Annotated in this window: 16 protein-coding genes; 3 read left to right on the top strand and 13 right to left on the bottom strand. The window is 57.2% G+C overall.

What is annotated here, in order from left to right; translation table 11 throughout:
- Positions 1-33 precede the first annotated feature (33 nt).
- The 13 genes from AAA138_RS05135 to pflB form a co-directional block, all read right to left on the bottom strand.
- On the bottom strand, positions 34-666 hold the full coding sequence (locus AAA138_RS05135) for a helix-turn-helix transcriptional regulator (RefSeq protein ID WP_349089812.1): 633 nt from the start codon (positions 664-666) through the stop codon (positions 34-36).
- Between the two features lie 31 nt (positions 667-697).
- Complete coding sequence (locus tag AAA138_RS05130; RefSeq protein WP_138113257.1) at positions 698-1,381, bottom strand: DUF3990 domain-containing protein; 684 nt, start codon at positions 1,379-1,381, stop codon at positions 698-700.
- 94 nt (positions 1,382-1,475) lie between these two features.
- On the bottom strand, positions 1,476-2,066 hold the full coding sequence (gene yihA, locus AAA138_RS05125; protein WP_006234871.1) for a ribosome biogenesis GTP-binding protein YihA/YsxC: 591 nt from the start codon (positions 2,064-2,066) through the stop codon (positions 1,476-1,478).
- A gap of 38 nt (positions 2,067-2,104) precedes the next feature.
- On the bottom strand, positions 2,105-2,845 hold the full coding sequence (mtnN, locus tag AAA138_RS05120; RefSeq protein WP_349089811.1) for a 5'-methylthioadenosine/S-adenosylhomocysteine nucleosidase: 741 nt from the start codon (positions 2,843-2,845) through the stop codon (positions 2,105-2,107).
- Positions 2,846-2,923: 78 nt separating this feature from the next.
- Entirely contained in the window at positions 2,924-3,856 is a 933-nt protein-coding gene (locus tag AAA138_RS05115) for a serine hydrolase (RefSeq protein ID WP_349089810.1), read from the bottom strand.
- A 504-nt stretch (positions 3,857-4,360) separates the two neighbouring features.
- Positions 4,361-5,179: a pyruvate formate-lyase-activating protein gene (pflA, locus tag AAA138_RS05110; protein WP_349089808.1), complete on the bottom strand. Its 819-nt coding sequence runs from the start codon at positions 5,177-5,179 to the stop codon at positions 4,361-4,363.
- Between the two features lie 186 nt (positions 5,180-5,365).
- Complete coding sequence (locus AAA138_RS05105) at positions 5,366-6,220, bottom strand: DegV family protein (protein ID WP_349089807.1); 855 nt, start codon at positions 6,218-6,220, stop codon at positions 5,366-5,368.
- Between the two features lie 276 nt (positions 6,221-6,496).
- Complete coding sequence (locus AAA138_RS05100; RefSeq protein WP_349089806.1) at positions 6,497-7,939, bottom strand: glycoside hydrolase family 32 protein; 1,443 nt, start codon at positions 7,937-7,939, stop codon at positions 6,497-6,499.
- A 101-nt stretch (positions 7,940-8,040) separates the two neighbouring features.
- Positions 8,041-9,492, bottom strand: a complete 1,452-nt coding sequence (locus AAA138_RS05095) for a PTS transporter subunit EIIC (protein WP_349089805.1) — start codon at positions 9,490-9,492, stop codon at positions 8,041-8,043.
- Between the two features lie 45 nt (positions 9,493-9,537).
- Positions 9,538-10,920, bottom strand: a complete 1,383-nt coding sequence (locus tag AAA138_RS05090) for a family 43 glycosylhydrolase (protein WP_349089804.1) — start codon at positions 10,918-10,920, stop codon at positions 9,538-9,540.
- 183 nt (positions 10,921-11,103) lie between these two features.
- Complete coding sequence (locus AAA138_RS05085; protein WP_349089803.1) at positions 11,104-12,114, bottom strand: LacI family DNA-binding transcriptional regulator; 1,011 nt, start codon at positions 12,112-12,114, stop codon at positions 11,104-11,106.
- A gap of 410 nt (positions 12,115-12,524) precedes the next feature.
- Positions 12,525-12,776, bottom strand: coding sequence for an autonomous glycyl radical cofactor GrcA3 (grcA3, locus tag AAA138_RS05080; RefSeq protein WP_117583521.1), 252 nt, complete (start codon positions 12,774-12,776; stop codon positions 12,525-12,527).
- Positions 12,777-12,861: 85 nt separating this feature from the next.
- Positions 12,862-14,913: a formate C-acetyltransferase gene (pflB, locus tag AAA138_RS05075; protein WP_035137643.1), complete on the bottom strand. Its 2,052-nt coding sequence runs from the start codon at positions 14,911-14,913 to the stop codon at positions 12,862-12,864.
- A gap of 549 nt (positions 14,914-15,462) precedes the next feature.
- On the opposite strand from pflB, the gene AAA138_RS05070 reads away from it, so the two are divergent.
- From AAA138_RS05070 to AAA138_RS05060, 3 genes are read left to right on the top strand one after another with little or no spacing between them, the layout of a single operon-like run.
- Positions 15,463-15,912: a MarR family transcriptional regulator gene (locus AAA138_RS05070; protein WP_349089801.1), complete on the top strand. Its 450-nt coding sequence runs from the start codon at positions 15,463-15,465 to the stop codon at positions 15,910-15,912.
- Entirely contained in the window at positions 15,909-18,278 is a 2,370-nt protein-coding gene (locus AAA138_RS05065) for an ABC transporter ATP-binding protein (RefSeq protein WP_349089800.1), read from the top strand. Before AAA138_RS05070 ends, AAA138_RS05065 begins: the two co-directional genes overlap by 4 nt.
- The gene (locus AAA138_RS05060) at positions 18,278-20,134 is read left to right on the top strand and encodes an ABC transporter ATP-binding protein (protein ID WP_349089799.1); all 1,857 of its coding nucleotides are present in this window, start codon (positions 18,278-18,280) and stop codon (positions 20,132-20,134) included. Before AAA138_RS05065 ends, AAA138_RS05060 begins: the two co-directional genes overlap by 1 nt.
- The last annotated feature ends 325 nt before the right edge of the window (positions 20,135-20,459 follow it).

Here is a 20,459-nt window from a genome sequence, read left to right as displayed (position 1 = left end):
ATTCTTTAGATGAGCTTTGGTGATTTGTTTGGTTTAGGCTGCACTGGTTTCTTTGTATTCGAAGACTGGCTCTAGGAGATCTTCGATGTTGCAGTGGAGGGCTTTTGCTATGGCTCTTACGCTTGTTACCGAAGCTTCATTGATGTTTCTCTGGCGCTGCTCGTACATTTGGATTGAGCGGAGTGACACACCCGATTCATATGCTAGGTCTTGTTGGGTTTTCTTAAGCTTCTTTCTTGCTAACGCAAGTTTGGTTTGCCTGAACGCTTTTTTCGCCATATCGCAGACGAGGCGAGCCACGCGTTCCTCCGAGGCTTCGTGCCAGGGATAGTACAGACTGCGCAGTGCGTCAAACGGAACGACATGCAGCAGGTCTTCGAAAGACTCTCCTAGGCGCCACTGAAGGTATGCCAATATCCAGCCTGTCCAATATTCCGGTGTCTTTTCGAATCGGTAGGTTCGATTTGGCATCGGCCTTGATTGGTAGCCCGACCTTTCGGCGATAAGCGCGAATAGCTCAACGCCCGATTTTCCCGATACGACCCATGCGTTGCCACGCTCAAACTCACGGGCTACGCCGCTCAGGCAAAAGAGTTCAGCGACCTCGGACCCTTCCGCTCCATAGTCGTTCACGGCATAGTCGAAGCAGTCGCCGAGGTTGTTCATTGCATCCTCGAGGTAGTAGACGGGATATGTCCTACTCGGCCCACGATCTGTTAACTCTTGGATCATTTAAATCAACCCTCCCTGCCATTAAATCCCTAATGTCGATACCTTCGGAATCGAACCCATTGACCGTATCCAAATATTTGCGTCGAGCATTCTGCTCTCGCTCAAAACGCTTGGGATAATACTCAGGCCCCGAAGCCTGCTTCCAATCGCGGAACCTAATCGCCGAGAACGCACGCTCACTCATAAGCGCATATTGAATGCCCAAATCCCCCAAAAACATAATGCGCTGCAATTGCCTGAGCGAAATCATGCCGTTGACAAACTGTCTTGCAAACGAGAAATAGGAATCGTCTGCACGATAGCCTCGAATAACGTCATAAGGAGATGTATCAATTAAACAGTTATCAAGTAGATAGCGAAGCCCCTCGCGTGCTACTGGCGTCGAAACATTGAACTCTCTGTTGTTCGCCAGAATTGCAAGCCAATTGAGGATTGAAAACTCCCCAGACTCCAAATCCAAGACCGAAAGGCCATCTAAATCAAGCTCATATCGATTGGCAACGCCATCAGACTCGGTCCGGCATGCCCATTCCATCGCCATTTCCTCATGTGGCGTGCAATAAAACCCGCGCCCATAGTCATTGAATTGTCTGCATTTATCCAACGACGGACGTTCGACAACAACCTCCGACCCGTGCCAAAGCTCCATATCGACCTCCAAAAAAATATCACCTCAGTGATAGTTTACCAATAACTATCACTGAGGTGATATAGATGAGAGCTTTTGAGGGGTTGCAGCCCGATTAGAGGCAGGCTTCGGCGATGCGCTTTTTAAGTTCGTCGATGCCGGTACCGGTCTGGGAGCTCGTAATGATCACGTTCTCGGCCGGGACGTTGAGTTGCTTTTTGATGGCTGCTGCCTGGCGGGCTTGCTGGGTGCGGCTGAGCTTGTCGGCCTTGGTGAGGCAAACGATAAAGTTGAACTCGTTGCCCTGTAGGTAGTCGATCATGTCATGGTCGAGCTTACTCGGGTCGTGACGAATATCCACCAGCGACACGACCAGGTTAAAGCTGCGCTCCGAGTCGAAGAAGTCGCCGATAAGTTCTGCCCAGCGGTCACGCTCGGCCTTGGAACGACGGGCGAAACCATAGCCCGGCAGGTCGACGAAGTGCACGTCGTCAGCCTCAAAGAAGTTGATATTGCTCGTCTTGCCCGGTGTGCTCGAAACCTTGACGAGGTTCTTGCGGCCAAAAAGCTTGTTCATGATCGACGACTTGCCCACGTTGGAGCGGCCGACGAAGCTCACCTCGGGGCAGGTGGACTCGGGAATCTGCGAAACCTTGCCATAGCTGGCGACGAACTTGGCAAGCTGGTAGTTAATGGAATCGGCCATGGACACTCCTTGGTCGTAGGTTCTTACAAAAGAGCGCGCTAATAGATAGCAGCGATACGGCGAACGATATCGAGCGTAATGCCACTCGCGGTACGAGCATACTCGAACAGATCGAACTCGCGGTCGCAAATCACATCGTACGCCTCGTCACAATTATCGCTGATAGCGCGCAGCACCAGGCAATCGACACCATTTTTGGTTGCGACATGGGCAATTGCCGCGCCCTCCATGCCAACACAATCGGCATGCGTCGCCTCGATAGCGTCGTTGCGCATGGCGGCGCCCGTCACAAAGCGGTTACCCGTGGCAATCGTGCCGACCAGGAATTGTTTGGCTCCCTCGTTCGAAGCGGCTGCATTTGTCGAAGCGTTGACAAAGCCACGCTCAGCAAGCACATCGGCAGCAATATCGACCAGCGCAGGCGTCGAGCCAAATTCCTCGAGCCCCGGTGCAGACTCGGCGATAAGCGCGGTATCGGTATCCAGATAGCGCAGGCGTTTGCCGATGACTACGTCGTCGATATGGAGCTTGGGGTTCAAACCGCCCGCGATACCCGAAAGCACAACTGCCTGCGGAGCATACTTGCTAATGAGGTGCTGTGTTGCGGCAGCGGCATTCACCGTGCCCATGCCCGCCGTTGTGGCGACAAGCGTCAGGCCGTCGAACTCACCGCTCACAACGGTCAAGCCTGCCTCCTGTGCCTCGCAAACGTCGCTCAGCTCTTCCTTAATCTGCATGATCTCTTTTTCGAGTGCACCGATAATCGCGATGGTAGCCATGCCATTCCCCAAACCTATACGAGATTCTCAACCACGGTATGGTACCAGCATTTTGTTTGACCTCGTCAAACGAACACGCTAGGCCAGCGCAGCTCGCGTATCAAACAGAGCCTTTGCAATCGCAGCCGTAACCTCGCTCGAGCGGTCGCTCCACGGCATCGATGTCATGATGCTCATGACATAGGTACGGCCATCGATGTCGATAAGGCCCGCATCGCATGTCGAATAGCAACCATCCTCGCTAATCCAGCCTGCCTTGTTGCGCACCAAGGCTTGGTCGTCCGCAATGCCGTCACGGATAAATGAGCGCGATGTTGATGACAGCAATTCAGATAACCACTGGGAGGTCTCACTGCCACAGCTCAGATACTCGCTCATCTCGCGCCACAACTTGGCCGAGGTTCGCGGGCAATAGGTGGGAAAATCACTCATCGGATCGAGTGCGGTATCGTAATCGACGCCAAGACTGACAATCCAATCCTCGTAACCGACACGGTCAAACGCCGCGCGTAACGCAATAAACGAATCGTTGTCCGAATTAACGACCGCGGCCTCGATCAGGTCGCGCACCGTCTGCCAGCCCATGTTGTAGCCACCATAGGTGCCAAGGGAATCATCGAGTGAGACCTGGCCCGTCTCGACCAGGGATTCGCAGATGTACAACGCATAGAGTGCCTTATAACTGCTCGCACCGTACACCTCGGCGTCCGCGTCATACGTCACGCCCTTGCCGCTCGTCAGATCGTAAAACACCACGCCCACATCGCCCAGCTCCTGCGCCTGACTCAGGGCATCTTGGAGCGCGGCGAGGCTCTCATCCTCCAGGGCGGGGATCTGGTCATCAACCAGTGAGAAGGTCTGCACGGTATCGCCTGAGGGAATATCGTTAAAGTCCGCCTTCGAAAGCCTCGTCTTGAGGCTCGCTGTCGACAGGGTTTGACTTGCGGTGGCTTTAGATTCAGAGACCTTTTTGTTTTGCGTCTGCACCGTTGACGCATCTGAGTGTGCCATTCGCTCCGACGCGTAGGTTTTGGCGGTAATTCCGAGGATAATAACCGCCAACGTTAGCATCCCAATGGCAGCAATCTTCGTCACGCGGATGCGAGCGTCAGCGAGGCCACGCGAAGACGTGCCCTTCGTCTCATATCTGCTGCTATGCTGCGGCACATACTCGTCCCGCGATGCGTTATTTCGCACGTGGTCTCCTGATTGCTACCGTTTTATATACGAGCAGCATAATACCGAGCAGGCATTTCTTTCCAAAGATATTCAGCGGCGTTTAAGGCGTCTTTAAAGAAACCACAAGCGTATTTATCCAAATGGCACGATTCTGTTGCGCATCTCCGCCCAAAACGCAGTGTTGCGGTGGAATAGTTCCTGTTTGGGCGGCATAAGCCGAAAAACAAGAACTATTCCACCGCAACTTGACGGGGCTCTTTAGCAATCAACTAGGTGCCCGGGGGCACTCATTTAAGTCTGTCCCAAATGAGTGCCCTTGGGGGCGAAAATGGCTCGCTAGCCGATGGCGTTTTTGAGTTCCGCGCGGCGCTTTTTCATGCCCGTCATGACAGCGTTGCGCAGCTCGGGCATGCGCGCGGTATCCATCTGTGGAACGCCCTCGAGCTTATAGGGAATGCCCAGCTGCTCATACTTGACAACGCCCATCGTGTGATACGGCAGCATTTCCAGGCCCACCACGTTGTGCCATGGAGCGATCAGACGACCGAGCTTCTCGCACTCCTCAACCGTATCGGTAATGCCCGGCACCACCACGTGACGGATAACGACCTTAATCTTGCGGCGCGCAAGCTCATCACCAAACGCCAGAATGCGTGCGGGATCGCAACCGGTCAGCTTTTTATGCTCGCCAGGATCGGCGTGTTTAATGTCGAGCAGCACCATATCGGTCTCGTTGAGTACGGCATCGAACTTCTCGGGATGCGCGGGATCGAACGCATAGCCGCAGCTATCCAAGCAGGTATGCACACGACCGTCGGGGTTATTGTGCATGGCGCGGAACAGGTCGGCCAAAAACTCAGGCTGTAGGAGCGGCTCGCCGCCGGATACCGTAATACCACCGCTGCGGTAAAACTCATGGTTGCTCTGGAACTCGTCCATCAGGTGCTCGACGGTCACCATCGTGCCACCGTTAACCGACCAGGTATCAGGGTTGTGGCAATACGCACAGCGCATGGGGCAGCCCTGAACAAACACCACAAAGCGGATGCCGGGTCCATCGACCGTTCCCATCGTCTCAATCGAATGCACGCGGCCCAGGGCAAACGCAGAGTCCTCGGGACGAGCGTCCACACCCTCGAGCGTCATCTCAGCCATTCCCGCTACCTTGCCTCTCATTGGTTTTAGCTACATAAATGCCAGAGTCATTCTAGCCCATATGCATGATGGCGAAACGGTTTAGCGGTCAATTGGGTTGTTCTATTTGACCCCACGCAAGAGCGGCGGGTAGGTTGTCGCAACCCGCCCGCCGCCGAGGCAATAGAAATCGATAGACGCCAGGCCTTACGCCTTGAGCGTGAGCACCGCGCCGAAGGCGGTCGGGCCGCAATGGCTCGAGATGACGCCGCCGACCTGAGTCCAGGTAATGTCCTTAAAGCCCAGGTCGTGCGCATAGACTTCCATGTCGTCGCGCAGCTCCTGGGAAAGGCCTACCGAATACGCCAGGCCAATGTGCGAGTAGTCAATCTCGCCCTTCGCAACCATGTGGTCAATAAAGGCACGGGCGCACTTGAGCATAGAGCCGCGGAACTTCTTGGTCGCCACAAACTTACCGCCCGTTACCTCAATGCAGGGCTTAATCTTGAGCAGGTGGGCGCCAAGGAATGCCACGTTGGACAGACGACCGCCTGCCTTAAGGAAGGCTAGGTCGGTAGGAACAAAGCCCAGCAGCACACGGTCCATGACGGAATTCGTAAAAGCAAAGATCTCGTCGACGGTGGCATCGGGGTGAGCCTCGATGTATTTGGCGGTCTCGACGACAACGAGCGACTGACCCACCGAGACAAAACGCGTGTCCATGGAGAACACGTAGTCGCGGCCCTTAGCCGCAATCTTGGAGGACTGATGCGAGCAGGTCGTGGCCTCGGAATACGCGAGATGCAAAATGGTCGCGTCAGGCTGCTCAGCGTGAATGCGGTCGTACACGTGAGCAAAATCCGCAGGCGCACAGCCACTGGTCTTGGGCATTACGCCAAACTCGTTGCAGCGCGAATAAATCTCGAGCGGATCGATCGAGCCGTCCTCGACGGTCTCGTCACCAATCGTGACATGCATAGGCACGCGCACGATACCGTAGCGTTCGCAGAGCTCCGGCGTCACATCCGACCCAGACTCAACCACGATTACGTACTTGCCCATTATTATCACGACCCATCTCTACGTTGGTTTTTCAATACATGACACGCGCCGCCGCACTGTTGCACAACGGCGTCCAAGCGCCAAAGAGACGCCGCCCCTTGCACACAACAAAGGACAGCGTCTCCCTGGAAAACTCAGTGCTTATCTAGGATTCCACACGGTTTATTAAGGAGGGTTACTTATTCCGCAAACGGTCGCTATATGCGGTAAGCGGTAGTTGGCCGCGACAACTGCGACACATTCCGTCCAGCAAATCCAATCGTGCCCCATGCACGGTTAATGCACGAGGCGGTAGAAATTCATCGATGCCGCACCCTCGGCGTGCAGCTCCATCGCCGGAACCGCCGGCGAATAGGTACGGCTCGTAAGTGCCGCCTCGCCGCCATTTGCAAAAATCTCGACCATCGTAGTGTCCGAAAGCACGCGCAGGTCGCGAAGCTCGCTGAGCTCGATCGACCTCTGGTCGCGCCCATAGCCTTCGTCACCCATGTCGAGGGTAAGCATCCCGTCTGCATAGCGCACAAAGACACCCTTGCGGATTTCGAGCTCGATCACCTGGGCGCCCTCACAGGAAACCACAAGATCAAACAGGCGGCCCGGCTCCTCAACGGTTTCACCGCCTGTCGCGCGAACGCAGTCGCCGCGCATCCTCTCAATCTCGTGCGCCGGTTGCTGGCAGAGCTTGCCATCGCGCATGCTCAGCTCTCGCGGCACCGTCAACGCGCACTGCCACCCGCGCGCCACCGTCGGGTTTTCTGCCGTCGCATCGGGGCAACCCGACCATCCGATCATCAAACGCCGGCCTGCAGCATCCTCAAAGGACTGCGGAGCATAGAAATCAAAACCGGCATCGACCATCGGGGGCATGCCCTGCCCGACGATTTTAAAGCTCGGCGCCTCCCAATCGGCCTCGATAGGGAACCACACGCACTGATGCGGATTGCGGTAACGCCAACCATCGGCAGGCACACCCTGCGGACAGCAAACGAGAATAAGCTCGCCATCGAGCTCAAACAGATCGGGGCACTCCCACATAAAGCCAAAGTTCTCGTCCAGCTCAATGCGCGTCGCATAGCTCCAGACCCCTAAATCACGCGAAGTATAGACAAGCACGCAGCCACGGTCGTCTTTCGTACGAGCGCCCAGAACCATGTAGTAGATACCATCGTGCTCAAGGATCTTGGGGTCGCGCACGTGCGTACCGATATCGTCGGGGTAATCGACTGGTCCAACAGCCATGCGCTTCTCGCCCAATTCGTCGGGATTCTCGGCAACCATATGAATCTGGTTTTGCTCACGGCCCGTCAACACGTAGTCGTAATCATCGCGGTCAAAATGCTTGACGTTGCCGGTATAGAAGTAGTGAATCTTGCCATCACGTACAAAGGCAGAACCAGAATACGCTCCGCTCGAATCCAAATCGGAATCGGGGAACAGCACGGGGCCGTGATTCTCGTACGTCACAAAATCCTTTGTCGTCAGATGGTTCCAAAGCACTGGACCGCCATGCGCAGCATCGAAAGGATCGTATTGATGATAGATGTGATACGTATCACCAATCTGAACCAAACCGTTGGGGTCGTTGAGCCAGCCAAGCTCAGGCTCCACATGGAACAGAAGCCTATCGGGGTCGGACGCGATGCGAGCCGCCGTCTCATCCTGTCCGGCACGCCACTGCTCATAGTCCGCGCGTGTCACCTTGTTTTTTTGATTTAACATCGCCGTTGACTTTCTCGTCTATGGGGAAGGACGCTCGACTCACACGAGTCGAACGCCCTTCCTCAAATGGACTTATCCGCACATTGCACTGAATGGCTCAACTAGAAGCTGACATCGAAGCCAGCGCCAGCGCCCTCTTCATCGGTGGTCGGCACGCCCCTTGCCTTGTTGTAGGCAAAGATCAAGACGATCGGCACGATAAAGGCGATGAGATTGCCAGCCACATACCACACGAGGGTCTCGGGCGTGACGATGAGCAGGCCAAGCACGCCGGTCAGACCCTGACCGATAGCGCGCACCTCAAAGAGCTTGACGAAGGCACCGCCGCAGCCTGCACCGATGCATGCGCAGATGAACGGAATGACAGAATAGCGCATGTTTGCAGCAAAGATAGCGGGCTCGGAGATTCCGACCAGCGTCGGGATAAAGGACGACATGCAGATGTTGCGCTCTTTGGAGTGCTTCTTGTGAATGAGGTACATACCGATGGCGCCGCCGCCCTGGGCGATGATGGAAACCGACCAGATGGCCTGGATGTAGTTGAAGCCAGTCGTGGCAACAAGGTTTGCCTCGATACCCTGGATGAACTGATGCGTACCGGTAACGACGAGCGGCTGCAGGAACGCGGCGAAGACAAAGGCACCAAAGACGCCCATCCTGTTGTACAGGATATCGATTACGCCGCCGAGGACGTCGCCGATCAGGTTGCCGAGCGGGCCGAACACGGTGAACAGGGCGACGTTAGCAAGAATCAGGGTAACGGTCGGGACAAAGACGAACGAAACGACCTCGGGGATGTACTTCTGGGCAATCTTTTCGACCTTGGCCATAAACCAGGCAGTCAGGATTGCAGGGAACACGCCGCCCTGGAAAGCAACCATGGGAATGGATAGCGGACCAAAGTTCCAGTACTCAGCACCCGTCGGGTCCATAACGAACGTGTTGCGGTTCATAAGGCTCGGGTGAACCATGACGATACCGACGAGGATGCCCAGGATCGGGTTACCGCCAAAACGCTTGACCGCGCTGTACATAACCAGGACAGGCAGGTAGTCGAACGTGGTGGCGATAATGGCAAAGAAGCTTGCGAGGTTCTTGAGGAACTCGCTGTGATCGGCGAGGCTGCCTTCCATGCCAAAGAGGCCGTTGGCAACGATCAGCGACTTAAGGCCGATGATGATTGCAGCGCCGACGAAGGCAGGAATGATGGGGATAAAGATATCCGAGAATACCTTGAGGACCGAGAAGAACTTGCCCTTCTTGTCCGCCTCGGCGCCCTTGACCTCGGAAGCACTGATCTCCTTAACGCCCGTCAGAGCCATAAACTCATCGTAAACCTTGTTGACGGTACCGGTACCGAAGATGATCATGAGCTGGCCGCTGTTGTACAGCACGCCCTTGACGCCATCGATGTTCTCGAGCTCGGCCTTGTTGTATTTGCTCGTATCCTTGAGCACCAGACGCAGACGGGTCACGCAATGCGTGGCGCCCTCGATGTTCTCCAGTCCGCCGACGTTGTCGACGACTTGCTGGGACACTGCCTTGTAGTCCATGTTCCTCTCCATTCCTTTTCTAAATCATAAAACGGTTCGTTGCCGCTACAGAGACGCGATCGTTGCGTTTGCGCACTTGAGCGCACCGTCGGTGACGGTAAGCGCCACACCCTGGCCCTGCTTGTTGCAGAAGCGAGCGTTGAGCGCAACATCATCGACAAAGATGGTCGCGATGTCGTCGTCGACGACCAGACGCACATGGTGAGTGCCCTCGCCCTTAAAGAACAACGGACGCTCGAGGCCCATGTTGTTGACCTGGAACCACGGATACTGGGGGGCCGCCGTAAACTCGAGTTTGCCCTCACGCAGGTTGGCGCGGAACTCATAGGCAAGACCGGACTCGGCGTCCTCGGCAAGCTTCACCGAGAAGCCGGCAGCGTCACCGGCGAGCTCGATGTCGGCGTCGAGCATATAGGTAGAACCGGCATCCGCGGCGAGCACCTGCTCGACCTTGCCCGACTCGCACGAAAGCTCAAAGGCCTCGACTGCCTTAGCCTCGCCAAAGGCGCCAAGCATGCTGTCGGGAAGCTTGGTGCCGAGCGTTCCGTCGGCACGCTGAACGATCTCGAGAGGCATAAAAGTGCCACCCCACAGGTAAGAGCTGGGGTCGCCGCCCTCGTCGCGCGTAGGAACCCAACCAAAGAGAACGCGGCGCTCGCCGTCAAATGCGGTACGTGCAGCATAGTACGCGCGGCCATCGAAGGAATCGTCCGCAGGAGTGATCCAAGGACCGTTGATGGACTTGGACATGCGGTAACGGGTCTTGTTGCCGTCGCTGTACTCGGAAAAGACGAGGTACCACCAGTCGCCCATCTTAAAGAGATCAGGCATCTCGAACATGGTGTACAGGCCCGGGTTCCACCAGTCGCCCTGGAACTCCCAGTTGGTCAGGTCCTTGGAGGTGAACTTGACCAGACGACCGGTCATCAGACGCTTGTCCTCGCCCACACGTGTGCCGAGGATGAGCATGTACTCTTCGTTCTCCTCATCCCAAAGCACAAAGGGATCGCGCCAGTTGCGGTCGTCGTAGCCCTCCTGGGGCGGAAGCAGCGTCTCGGCGATGTTCTTCTCCCACTTGACGGCGTCGTCGCTCGTTGCGTGAAGAAGAACCTGCTTCATCAAACGTGCGCGGACCTTATCGCGATTGCAACCAGTGTAGAGCGCATGGTACTTGTCGCCCACCTTAAACACCGTGCCGGCATAAATGTACTGGTCGACTTCCTCGTCGCCGCCACGCTCAAGGCTCTCGCCAAAGTCCTTGTAGTTGACGAAATCCTTGGTCGTAGCGAGTGCCCAGCCAAACGGCTCTCCGAAAGGTTCGGGGTTACGCGTGTCACGCTGATGATAGAGATAGAACGTGCCGTCCTCGCCGTACGGCATGATGTCGCCTACCCAAATTCCCTCAGGCTGGTAATACACCTTGTGCATCCGAGACTTCCTTTCCACGACATGCTAACTCGGTACAATGGCAAGATATGTCAATCGTTTTCATATGTCAAACGTTTTCATATCAATACGTCTTTTCGCAGTTCCAGTCGTCGGTAAACGGTTGACATATGCCGGCGAACGGTCATCAGAGGCGTTTGAGGAATTCTTTTCGCACGGGATGAACTACGCGGTTTTGCCCTCAATGAGTTCAACGGGGAGCTTGATATTCGATTCGGGATTATCGCCGTTAATAAGAGCGATGATGGATTGCGCCGCGAGCTCTCCGATGCGATCGATATCTTGACGTACGGTTGTTAAGTCAGGCATAAACGTCATAGTTCGGCGGGCACCATCCGCGCCCACGACCTTAATATCGTCTGGAGCGCTCAAGCCACGCTGCTTCATCACGTTGAGACAGATGGCCGCCATCGTATCGTCTCCCGCAAAGATGCCGTCAATATCGGGGTTCTCATCGAGGATCTTCGCAACGACCGCGCCCTTTTCGTCGTCGGGCTTAACGAACTCAACCTCACGGACAAGCGCGGATAAACCGGCCTGCTCAACAACATCGAGGTAGGCATCGGTACGCTTATTGGCAGGCATGCGCATGCGGCTATTGCTGCGCAGGCACAGGATACGCCTGCAGCCGTCATCAATCAGACGGCGCGTGGCGAGCTCGCCGATGCCATAGCTGTCACTTGCAATCTGGACAGAGCCCTCGCCGAGATCGCAGTCGATGCCAACCAGGCTCAAGCCCATCTCGGCATATGCCTCGGCACCGATATTGAGGGAGTTGACGATGACACCGTCGACCATATTGCGGCGGAGCATGTCAATATAGGAACGCTCAAGATCGGGTCGATTGGCGCTGTTGCACAGCAACATCTTAAAGCCGTTTTCCGCTAACGTGCGCTCGACCGCCTGCACAACCTGAGCATGGAACGGGCTGCTCACAAAGGGAACGATCATACCGATAAGATTCAGGCGACCGTTGAGCATGGCACGGGCGATATCGTTGGGCGTATAGTTGATGCGCTCCATCGCGGCATGGACCTTATCGCGGGTCTCTTGGCTAATATAGCCGCGATTATTAAGCACGCGAGATACCGTAGTAGGCGAAACCCCCGCCACCGCTGCAACTTCCTTGATACCAGGCTTAGCCGTATCCTTAGAACGAGCACCCTCGCGAGCCATAGCACCCTCCCCCATCAACATGTCATACGTTTACATACGAACAAAGCATACCCCAACAACAGCGGGAAGACGGTAACAGCACAAGTAAGTAAACGACTCATCCAAATAATTAGGAGAGTTCCACCTAAAGGGTGACTACACAGGACCCAGCCGGGGCTGTTTGGGCTACCTCCCAAAACATTCCGCAGGACGCAAAGAGGCTCGCCGCACGAAGTGCGCAGCGAGCCTCTTTGCATGTCCGAGGACACCAATTTAATTTAGCGTGGTTCCCTAAAGGACGACAACGCAGGAGACCCGGCAAGGCCGGGAGCACTTTGTCTCGCAAACATTCCGCAGCCGCGAAGCGGCGAGGACGTTTGAGAGGCAAAGTGCGTAGGCCTTACCGGGTCTCCGGTGGGAGTTGAGTCCCTTTAGAACTTGTCGTGGAAGGTACGCGAAATGACCTCGTCCTGCTGCTCCTTGGTGAGCGTGTGGAAGTTCACGGCATAGCCGGAAACGCGGATGGTCAGCTGCGGGTACTTCTCGGGGTGAGCCTGAGCGTCAAGCAGCGTCTCACGGTTGAAGACGTTGATGTTCAGGTGGTGGCCACCCTTCTCGGCGTAAGCGTCGAGCATGTGGACCAGGTTATCGGCCTGGGTCTCGGAAACTTCAGAAACCTTCATAATGTGTCTCCTTCGATTAATAGGCGCCGGCCGAAACCGGCGCGCTAATCAGTAATCGTTATTGTTAGTATAGCACTAACAATAGTTACTCGCCCAGCTGATCAAGGTCGATATCGCCAAAGAACACCTGATCCTCCTTGCCGAGCGCACTCGGGATAATGGAGAAGGTGTTGGAGATGCCGTCCTGAGCATCGCGGAACGGGAGCTTGGAAACCGAAGACAGCGAAGCGATGGCGCCGTGGCTATCGCGCTTGTGCATGGGGTTAGCACCCGGGGCGAACGGCTGGCCAGCCTTGCGGCCGTCGGGCGTGGAGCCGGTCTTCTTACCGTACACGACGTTGGAGGTAATGGTCAGAACCGAGGTCGTGGGCACGGAGTTGCGGTAGGTGTCGTTCATGCGGATGTACTCCATGAACTGGTGCACAACGTCGTGAGCAATCTGGTCGACGCGGTCATCGTCGTTACCGTACTTGGGGAACTCGCCCTCGGTCTCGAAGTCGACGATGATGCCGTTCTCATCACGGACGGGGTGGACCTTGGCGTACTTGATGGCGGACAGGGAGTCAGCCACGACGGAAAGGCCAGCGATGCCCGTAGCGAACCAGCGGTGCACGTGCTTGTCGTGCAGAGCCATCTGGATGCGCTCGTAGCAATACTTGTCGTGCATGTAGTGAATGATGTTCAGCGAGTTGACGTACACGCCAGCGAGCCACTTCATCATGTCGTTGTACTTGGCCACAACGTCGTCGTAATCGAGCGTATCGCCCTCGACGGCGCGATACTTGGGGCCGACCTGCTTCTTGGAGACCTCGTCAACACCGCCGTTGAGTGCATACAGCAGGCACTTGGCCAGGTTGGCGCGAGCGCCGAAGAACTGCATCTCCTTGCCAATGCGCATGGAGGACACGCAGCAGGCAATGCCGTAGTCGTCGCCGTGATAGACGCGCATGAGGTCGTCGTTCTCGTACTGGATCGAGGAGCTGGCGACGGAAGTCTTGGCGCAGAACTTCTTGAAGTTCTCGGGCAGACGGGTCGACCACAGAACGGTCATGTTGGGCTCGGGGCTGGTACCCATGTTCTCGAGCGTGTGCAGGTAGCGGTAGCTCATCTTGGTAACGAGCGTACGGCCGTCAACACCCATGCCGCCGATGGACTCGGTGACCCACTGCGGGTCGCCGGTGAACAGGGCCTGGTACTCGGGAGTACGGGCGAACTTGACCATGCGGAGCTTCATGATGAAGTGATCCACGAACTCCTGGATCTGCTCCTCGGTGAAGGTACCGTTGGCAAGGTCGCGCTCAGCATAGATGTCGATGAACGTAGAGGTACGGCCGATGGACATAGCGGCGCCGTTCTGCTCCTTGACGGCAGCAAGGTAGGCGAAGTACATCCACTGGATGGCCTCCTGCGTGTTGGTAGCAGGGTTGGAAATGTCGAAACCATAGGTCTCGGCCATCATCTTGAGCTCGCCGAGGGCGCGGATCTGCTCCTGCAGCTCCTCACGATCGCGGATGTTGTCGGCGGTCATGACCGTCGGGGTGGAAGCCTTCTGGGCCTCCTTGTCCTTAATCAGGTAGTCGACACCGTACAGGGCAACACGACGGTAGTCACCGATGATGCGGCCGCGGCCATAGCCATCGGGCAGACCGGTGATGATGTGAGCCGAGCGGCAAGCACGCATCTCGGGGGTGTAAACATCGAAGACGCCGGCGTTGTGGGTCTTGCGCTCGAAGGTGTAGCGCTCGACAACGTTCTCGTCGACCTTGTAGCCGTGCTGGCTGGCGGCCTGGCAAGCGATGCGGATACCGCCGTTGACGTGCAGAGCGCGCTTGAGCGGCTTGTCGGTCTGGAGGCCGACGATGGTCTCCTTCTCGCGGTGGGCGTTATCGATGTAGCCAGCGGGGTGGCTCACGATACCCGTGACGGTCTTGGTGTCCATATCGAGGACACCACCCTGCTCGCGCTCCTTAAGCAGCAGGTCGAGAACCTCGCCCCACAGCTCCTTGGTACGCTCGGTCGGACCGACGAGGAACGACTCGTCGCCCTCGTAAGGGGTGTAGTTCTTCTGGATGAAGTCTCGGACGTCAACCTCTCCCGTCCAAATGCCTTCCTTGAAGCCTTCCCATGCCTCCTGCATTGTGTAACCACGCTCCTAGTTACGTGTAATGCGGCGCTCTCTCACACCGCTGCTTATTGAATTCTTGAATTTTCGGCTTGCACTACCGGCTTCTTCCGTTCTTCACCACACGTTGGTGCAGGGAAAAACGTTTGTCCACCTTGGAACTGCAACCCAAAACCCAAGATTTCACCCGTTTGAGAAGGATAACATAGCGACCCTCTCCATCTGGGCTGTTATATGTTTCTTTTTTTATATCATAAGGGCGTTTTTTACAAACCCGCAGGAAATGCGAGCGTGAACAACTACCGTTCACCGATTTGTTTAGTTTTTTCCTTGCCTTTGTACGACGTTCGCTCTAGCTGTTATGCCAGCTTTAGCAGGGTAAAGTGCCTCTGAGTAGGCTTTGGGACATGCCTAACGATCTGCCCCAAACTTTACTGGCACCGACGGTGTACGGAGGTCGCCTAAAGGTAGTTTTCTAGGCATGTCCCAAAATCTACCGTATAGGGCGCGCGTGCAGGGGTATCATCTTTCACCGAAAATAGTTTCTAGTGTTAGGGGTTTTCGGTGGAAGATACCGATTTCCATGAACTTGGGCGTCAGCTCCTTACCGAGTTTGGCAGCATGCATCAGCGCATTTCGCGCTTTGCGGACAAAGCCCTCGGCGGCGAGATGGCCGTCATGCGCGCCCTCATGCTCGCTGGCGGTTCGCTCACGCCGAGCGAACTCGCTGATCGCGCCTGGGTCTCGAGCGCTCGCATCGCCAATATCTTGCGCGCCCTCGAGGCCAAGGGTTGGATTGAGCGCGAGCACTCAAAGACCGACCGTCGTCGCGTACACGTCATAGTGACCGACAAGGGATTCCAGGATCTCGAAATCAAACGCCGGGAATTCGAGGACCGCACCGCGGCTTTCCTCGAGCAGCTCGGCGAAACAGATACCCAAGAGATGGTGCGCCTTCTAAGACGTGCCAACGAAATTATCGACCGCAATCAAGAAAGGAGAGATGCCGAGTGAGGATTCTCAAGCTCTTTAAAAAGCATATCCTGGCACTGCTCGCAGCTATCGTGCTCATCGTAATCAGCTGTAACGCCGACCTGGCGCTGCCCACCTATATGAGCGACATCGTCGACGTGGGCGTACAGCAAGGCGGCATCGCCTCGCCCGTGCCCGACACCATTCGCGCCGAATCGCTCGACGACCTCGAACTCTTTATGAGCGCCAAGGACGCCAAAGCTGTGGAGGCCGTGTTTAGCAAGGCGGACAATAACGGCATTCGAACGTACAAGGGCACCGAGGAGGAGCGCGCCGACGGCGGCAAGATTGCCGACATCATGAGCCTGCCTGAGACCGTCGTGCTCGCCTTCAACCAGGGCATCGACGCCGACTCCATGGGCGACATGACCGGCGCATCCACCGAGGCAAGCGATGGCGGCGCCGCCCAGGCCATGCCCACCCCCGAGCAGATGGCGGCGATGACGCCCGAGCAGCTCGCCGAGATGCAGCAGAAGGCCGCAGCGGCGCAGAACATGCAAAAGCAGATTGATGCCGATGGCGGTAAGATCACCATGAAGAGCCTGCGCCTAGGCGTTGAAGGCGGTCTTATCGGTCAGGGCAAGCTCGTCGAGGGCGCCAACGATATGGCAGACAAAATGGGCTCCATGTCGGGCTCCATCGTCACCCAGCGCGCCGTGAGCTATGTACAGGACGAGTACAAGGCACAGGGCATCGACCCCGCCGACGTGCAAAACGCCTACCTGGGCCGCATGGCGACCACGATGTTTGGGCTGTGCCTGGTGTCGCTCGTCGCCACCATCCTGACCGGTGCCGTGGCTTCGCGTACCGCCTGCTTCATCGCCCGCGACCTGCGCCGCGAGACCTTCAATAAGGTTATGCACTTCTCGCCGGCCGAGGTGGGCAAATTTAGCCAGGCCTCGCTCATTACCCGCTGCACCAACGACATTCAGCAGATTCAGATGGCCGCAACTCTGTTTATCCGCATGTGCCTGATGGCCCCCGTCATGGGCATCGTCGCCGTCATGCGCGTCCTGGCCAACCACACCGGCCTTGAGTGGACCATCGCTGTGGCCATCATCGCGGTTTCGGCCGTCGTCGGCGTGCTCATGGGCCTCACCATGCCCAAGTTCAAAAAGATGCAGAGCTTTGTTGACCGCGTGAACCTTACCGCCCGTGAGCTGCTCGACGGCCTTATGCCCATCCGCTCATTCAACCGCGAGGAGCATGAGCTCGAGCGTTTTGACAAGGCTTCGCTCGACCTGATGACCACGCAGCTCTACACCAACCGCGCCATGAGCTTTATGATGCCGCTCATGATGCTCGTCATGAACTGCATCACCGTACTTATCGTCTGGTTTGGCGCGCAGGGCGTGTCCGACGGCGTGATGCAGGTCGGCAACATGATGGCGTTTATCTCCTACACCATGCAGATCGTCATGGCGTTTATGATCCTCACCATGGTTTCGGTTATCCTGCCCCGCGCCGAGGTCGCAGCCGAGCGCGTGGAAGAGGTCATCACTTGCCCCACCAGCATCAACGACCCTGTCTCGCCCAAACTGCCCGCGGCCAGCGCGCCGCGCGGTGAGCTCACCTTCCGCGACGTGAGCTTCCAGTATCCCGATGCCCGCGCCGACGTCATCAGCGGCGTAAACTTCACCACGCACGCCGGTCAGATGCTCGGCATCATTGGTTCCACGGGCTCGGGCAAGTCCACACTTGTGCAGCTGATTCCGCGCCTGTACGACGTCACGGGCGGCAGCATTTCGCTTGACGGCGTCGACGTGCGTGACATGACTCTCTCCGAGCTGCGTCGCCGTATTGGTTACATCCCGCAGCAGGGGCGCCTGTTCTCGGGCACCGTCGAGAGTAACCTCAAGTTTGCCGGCGACATGGTGAGCGACGAGGACATGCACCGGGCGGCACGCATCGCCCAGGCCGAGGACTTTATCGCCGAGCGCGAGGACGGGTACGACTCCCCCATCAGCCAGGGTGGCTCCAATGTTTCGGGTGGTCAGCGCCAGCGTCTGGCCATCGCCCGCGCGTTGGCTAAAAAGCCCGAGGTCGTGGTGTTCGATGACTCGTTTAGTGCCCTCGACTACAAGACCGACGCGCGCCTACGCGAGGAGCTGGCCAAAAACGTTACCGACGCCGCGCTCGTGGTCGTGGCCCAGCGCATCGCGACCATCATGCACGCCGACCAGATCATCGTGCTCGACGACGGCCACGTAGTGGGCACCGGCACGCACGAGGAGCTGCTGCGCAGCTGCCCGGCGTACCTGGAGATCGCACAGTCGCAGCTTTCCGCCGAGGAGCTGGGGCTTACCCAAGAAGAAATTGCAGCCGTCATGGAAGGAGGCGAGCGCTAATGGCAGACGAGACCAAGACTCAGATTCCCAAGCCCACCCGCCAGCGTGGTCCCATGGGCCGCATGGGCGGCATGCGTCGCGGCGAAAAGGCCAAGGACTTTAAGGGCACCATGAGGCAGCTGCTCGGCTATATTGGTCAGCACAAGATTGCCGTGTTTACCGCCGTCGCCTTTGCCGTGTGCTCGGTCATCTTTAACATTGTGGGGCCCAAGGTGCTCGGTCAGGTTACCACCAAACTGTTCGAGGGCTTAGTTGCCAAGGTCAACGGCACCGGCGATGTCGACTTTGCCTGGATTGCCAAGACGCTCGGCTTTTTGCTCTGCCTGTATCTGGCGAGCTCTGTTTGCAGCCTCATCCAGGGTTGGCTCATGACCGGCGTCACGCAAAAGATTTGTTATCGCATGCGCAAGGAGATCGCCGCCAAGATCGCCGTCGTGCCGATGAGCTACTTCAACGGCCACAGCAAGGGTGACGTACTCAGCCGCATCACCAACGACGTCGATACGCTGGGCCAGTCGCTCAACCAGAGCGTGACGCAGCTCATCACCTCAGTGACGCAGATTATCGGCGTGCTCGTCATGATGCTGTCGATCAGCCTGCCGCTCACCGGCGTCACCGTGCTCACGCTGCCGGCCGCCGCGATTATCTTGACCGTAATGATTCACTTCTCGCAGCCGTACTTCCGCGAGCAGCAGCAGGTTCTGGGCGCCGTCAACGGCATTATCGAGGAGGACTTTGCCGGCCAGAACGTTATTCAGGTGTTCGACCGCGCCGAGGCCTCAATCGAGGAATTCGACCGTCAAAACGACCGCCTGTTTATTAGTGGCTGGCGCTCGCAGTTCCTGTCGGGCCTGATGATGCCGCTTATGAGCCTGGTGGGCAACATGGGCTACGTGGGCGTCGTCGTGGTGGGTGCGCAGCTCGCGCTGACCGGCAATGCCACGCCCGGCGACATCCAGAGCTTTATCCAGTACGTTCGCAACTTTACGCAGCCCGTGCAGCAGCTGGGCAACGTGAGCAACACGATGCAGTCGATGGCCGCTGCCACCGAGCGCGTCTTTGAGTTCTTGGCCGCGCCCGAGGAGGAGCAGAAGGCCGACGCGCAGATTCCCGAGAGGCGTCCCGGCCACGTGGAGTTCGACCATGTCAAGTTTGGCTACACGCCCGACAAGACCATCATCCACGACTTTAGCTGCGAGACGCAGCCCGGCCAGACCGTGGCCATCGTCGGCCCCACCGGCGCTGGCAAGACCACGCTCATCAAGCTGCTGCAGCGCTTCTACGATGTGGACGGCGGTTCGCTGCGTGTCGAGGGCGTCGACGTGCGCGATTGGGACCGAGCGGCGCTGCGCGGCGAGTTTGCCATGGTGCTGCAGGATACGTGGCTGTTTAACGGCACCATCCGCGAGAACATCCGCTACGGACGCCCCGATGCGAGCGATGCCGAGGTCGAAGCCGCCGCACGCGCCGCACGCTGCGACCACTTTATCCATACGCTCGCCGGCGGCTACGACTTTATGATCAACGAGGAAGGCACCAACCTGTCGCAGGGCCAGCGCCAGCTCGTGACCATCGCCCGCGCCATTTTGGCCGACCGCCCGGCGCTGATTTTGGACGAGGCGACCTCCAACGTCGATACCCGCACCGAGGAGCTCATCCAGCGCGCCATGGATGCGCTGATGCAGGGCCGCACCAGCTTTGTCATCGCGCATCGCCTGTCCACGATCCGCAACGCCGACGTGATCTTGGTAATTCGCGACGGCGACATCGTCGAGAAGGGCACGCACGACGAGTTGCTCGCCCAGGGCGGCTTCTACGCCGACCTGTACAACTCGCAGTTCGACGAAGCGGCGTAAATTCTGCCGCAGGGAACGAATAACGCCCGAGAACGGGGGCGCAGGACAACCTGCGCCCCCGTTTTTGTTCTGCGGCCCTTGAGCCGCCTCCCCTGGGACCTGATTGACAGCCCCTTCGAGGCCCCGTGGGCAAAAAAGGGCAAATATGAGTACTGTTACTTTTTTAGTATCAGCCAAAACAGCCTCAAACGACCTCCTTGCGGCCTCTATACGCCTTCAAATTAATCAAAACGCCCGTTAGCGGGCTTCTGCGTGCCAACGTTAATGAACATATTTTTCACTTTGTCTATTATCTTGCTAGACCGATATGATACTAAGATAACAA

The sequence above is a fragment of the Collinsella sp. CLA-JM-H32B genome (assembly GCF_040098065.1).
Taxonomy (GTDB): Bacteria; Actinomycetota; Coriobacteriia; order Coriobacteriales; family Coriobacteriaceae; genus Collinsella.
The sequence above is the reverse complement of the archived record's forward strand: the minus strand, read 5'-3'. Positions and strand labels throughout refer to the sequence as shown.

What these genes read in the sequence shown, in the direction of transcription:
- AAA138_RS05135 (WP_349089812.1), bottom strand. Translation starts at nt 666, where the DNA reads ATGAACAACCTCGGCGACTGCTTCGACTATGCCGTGAACGACTATGGA.
- AAA138_RS05130 (WP_138113257.1), bottom strand. Translation starts at nt 1,381, where the DNA reads ATGGAGCTTTGGCACGGGTCGGAGGTTGTTGTCGAACGTCCGTCGTTG.
- yihA (WP_006234871.1), bottom strand. Translation starts at nt 2,066, where the DNA reads ATGGCCGATTCCATTAACTACCAGCTTGCCAAGTTCGTCGCCAGCTAT.
- mtnN (WP_349089811.1), bottom strand. Translation starts at nt 2,845, where the DNA reads ATGGCTACCATCGCGATTATCGGTGCACTCGAAAAAGAGATCATGCAG.
- AAA138_RS05115 (WP_349089810.1), bottom strand. Translation starts at nt 3,856, where the DNA reads ATGGCACACTCAGATGCGTCAACGGTGCAGACGCAAAACAAAAAGGTC.
- pflA (WP_349089808.1), bottom strand. Translation starts at nt 5,179, where the DNA reads ATGGCTGAGATGACGCTCGAGGGTGTGGACGCTCGTCCCGAGGACTCT.
- AAA138_RS05105 (WP_349089807.1), bottom strand. Translation starts at nt 6,220, where the DNA reads ATGGGCAAGTACGTAATCGTGGTTGAGTCTGGGTCGGATGTGACGCCG.
- AAA138_RS05100 (WP_349089806.1), bottom strand. Translation starts at nt 7,939, where the DNA reads ATGTTAAATCAAAAAAACAAGGTGACACGCGCGGACTATGAGCAGTGG.
- AAA138_RS05095 (WP_349089805.1), bottom strand. Translation starts at nt 9,492, where the DNA reads ATGGACTACAAGGCAGTGTCCCAGCAAGTCGTCGACAACGTCGGCGGA.
- AAA138_RS05090 (WP_349089804.1), bottom strand. Translation starts at nt 10,920, where the DNA reads ATGCACAAGGTGTATTACCAGCCTGAGGGAATTTGGGTAGGCGACATC.
- AAA138_RS05085 (WP_349089803.1), bottom strand. Translation starts at nt 12,114, where the DNA reads ATGGCTCGCGAGGGTGCTCGTTCTAAGGATACGGCTAAGCCTGGTATC.
- grcA3 (WP_117583521.1), bottom strand. Translation starts at nt 12,776, where the DNA reads ATGAAGGTTTCTGAAGTTTCCGAGACCCAGGCCGATAACCTGGTCCAC.
- pflB (WP_035137643.1), bottom strand. Translation starts at nt 14,913, where the DNA reads ATGCAGGAGGCATGGGAAGGCTTCAAGGAAGGCATTTGGACGGGAGAG.
- AAA138_RS05060 (WP_349089799.1), top strand. Translation starts at nt 18,278, where the DNA reads ATGGCAGACGAGACCAAGACTCAGATTCCCAAGCCCACCCGCCAGCGT.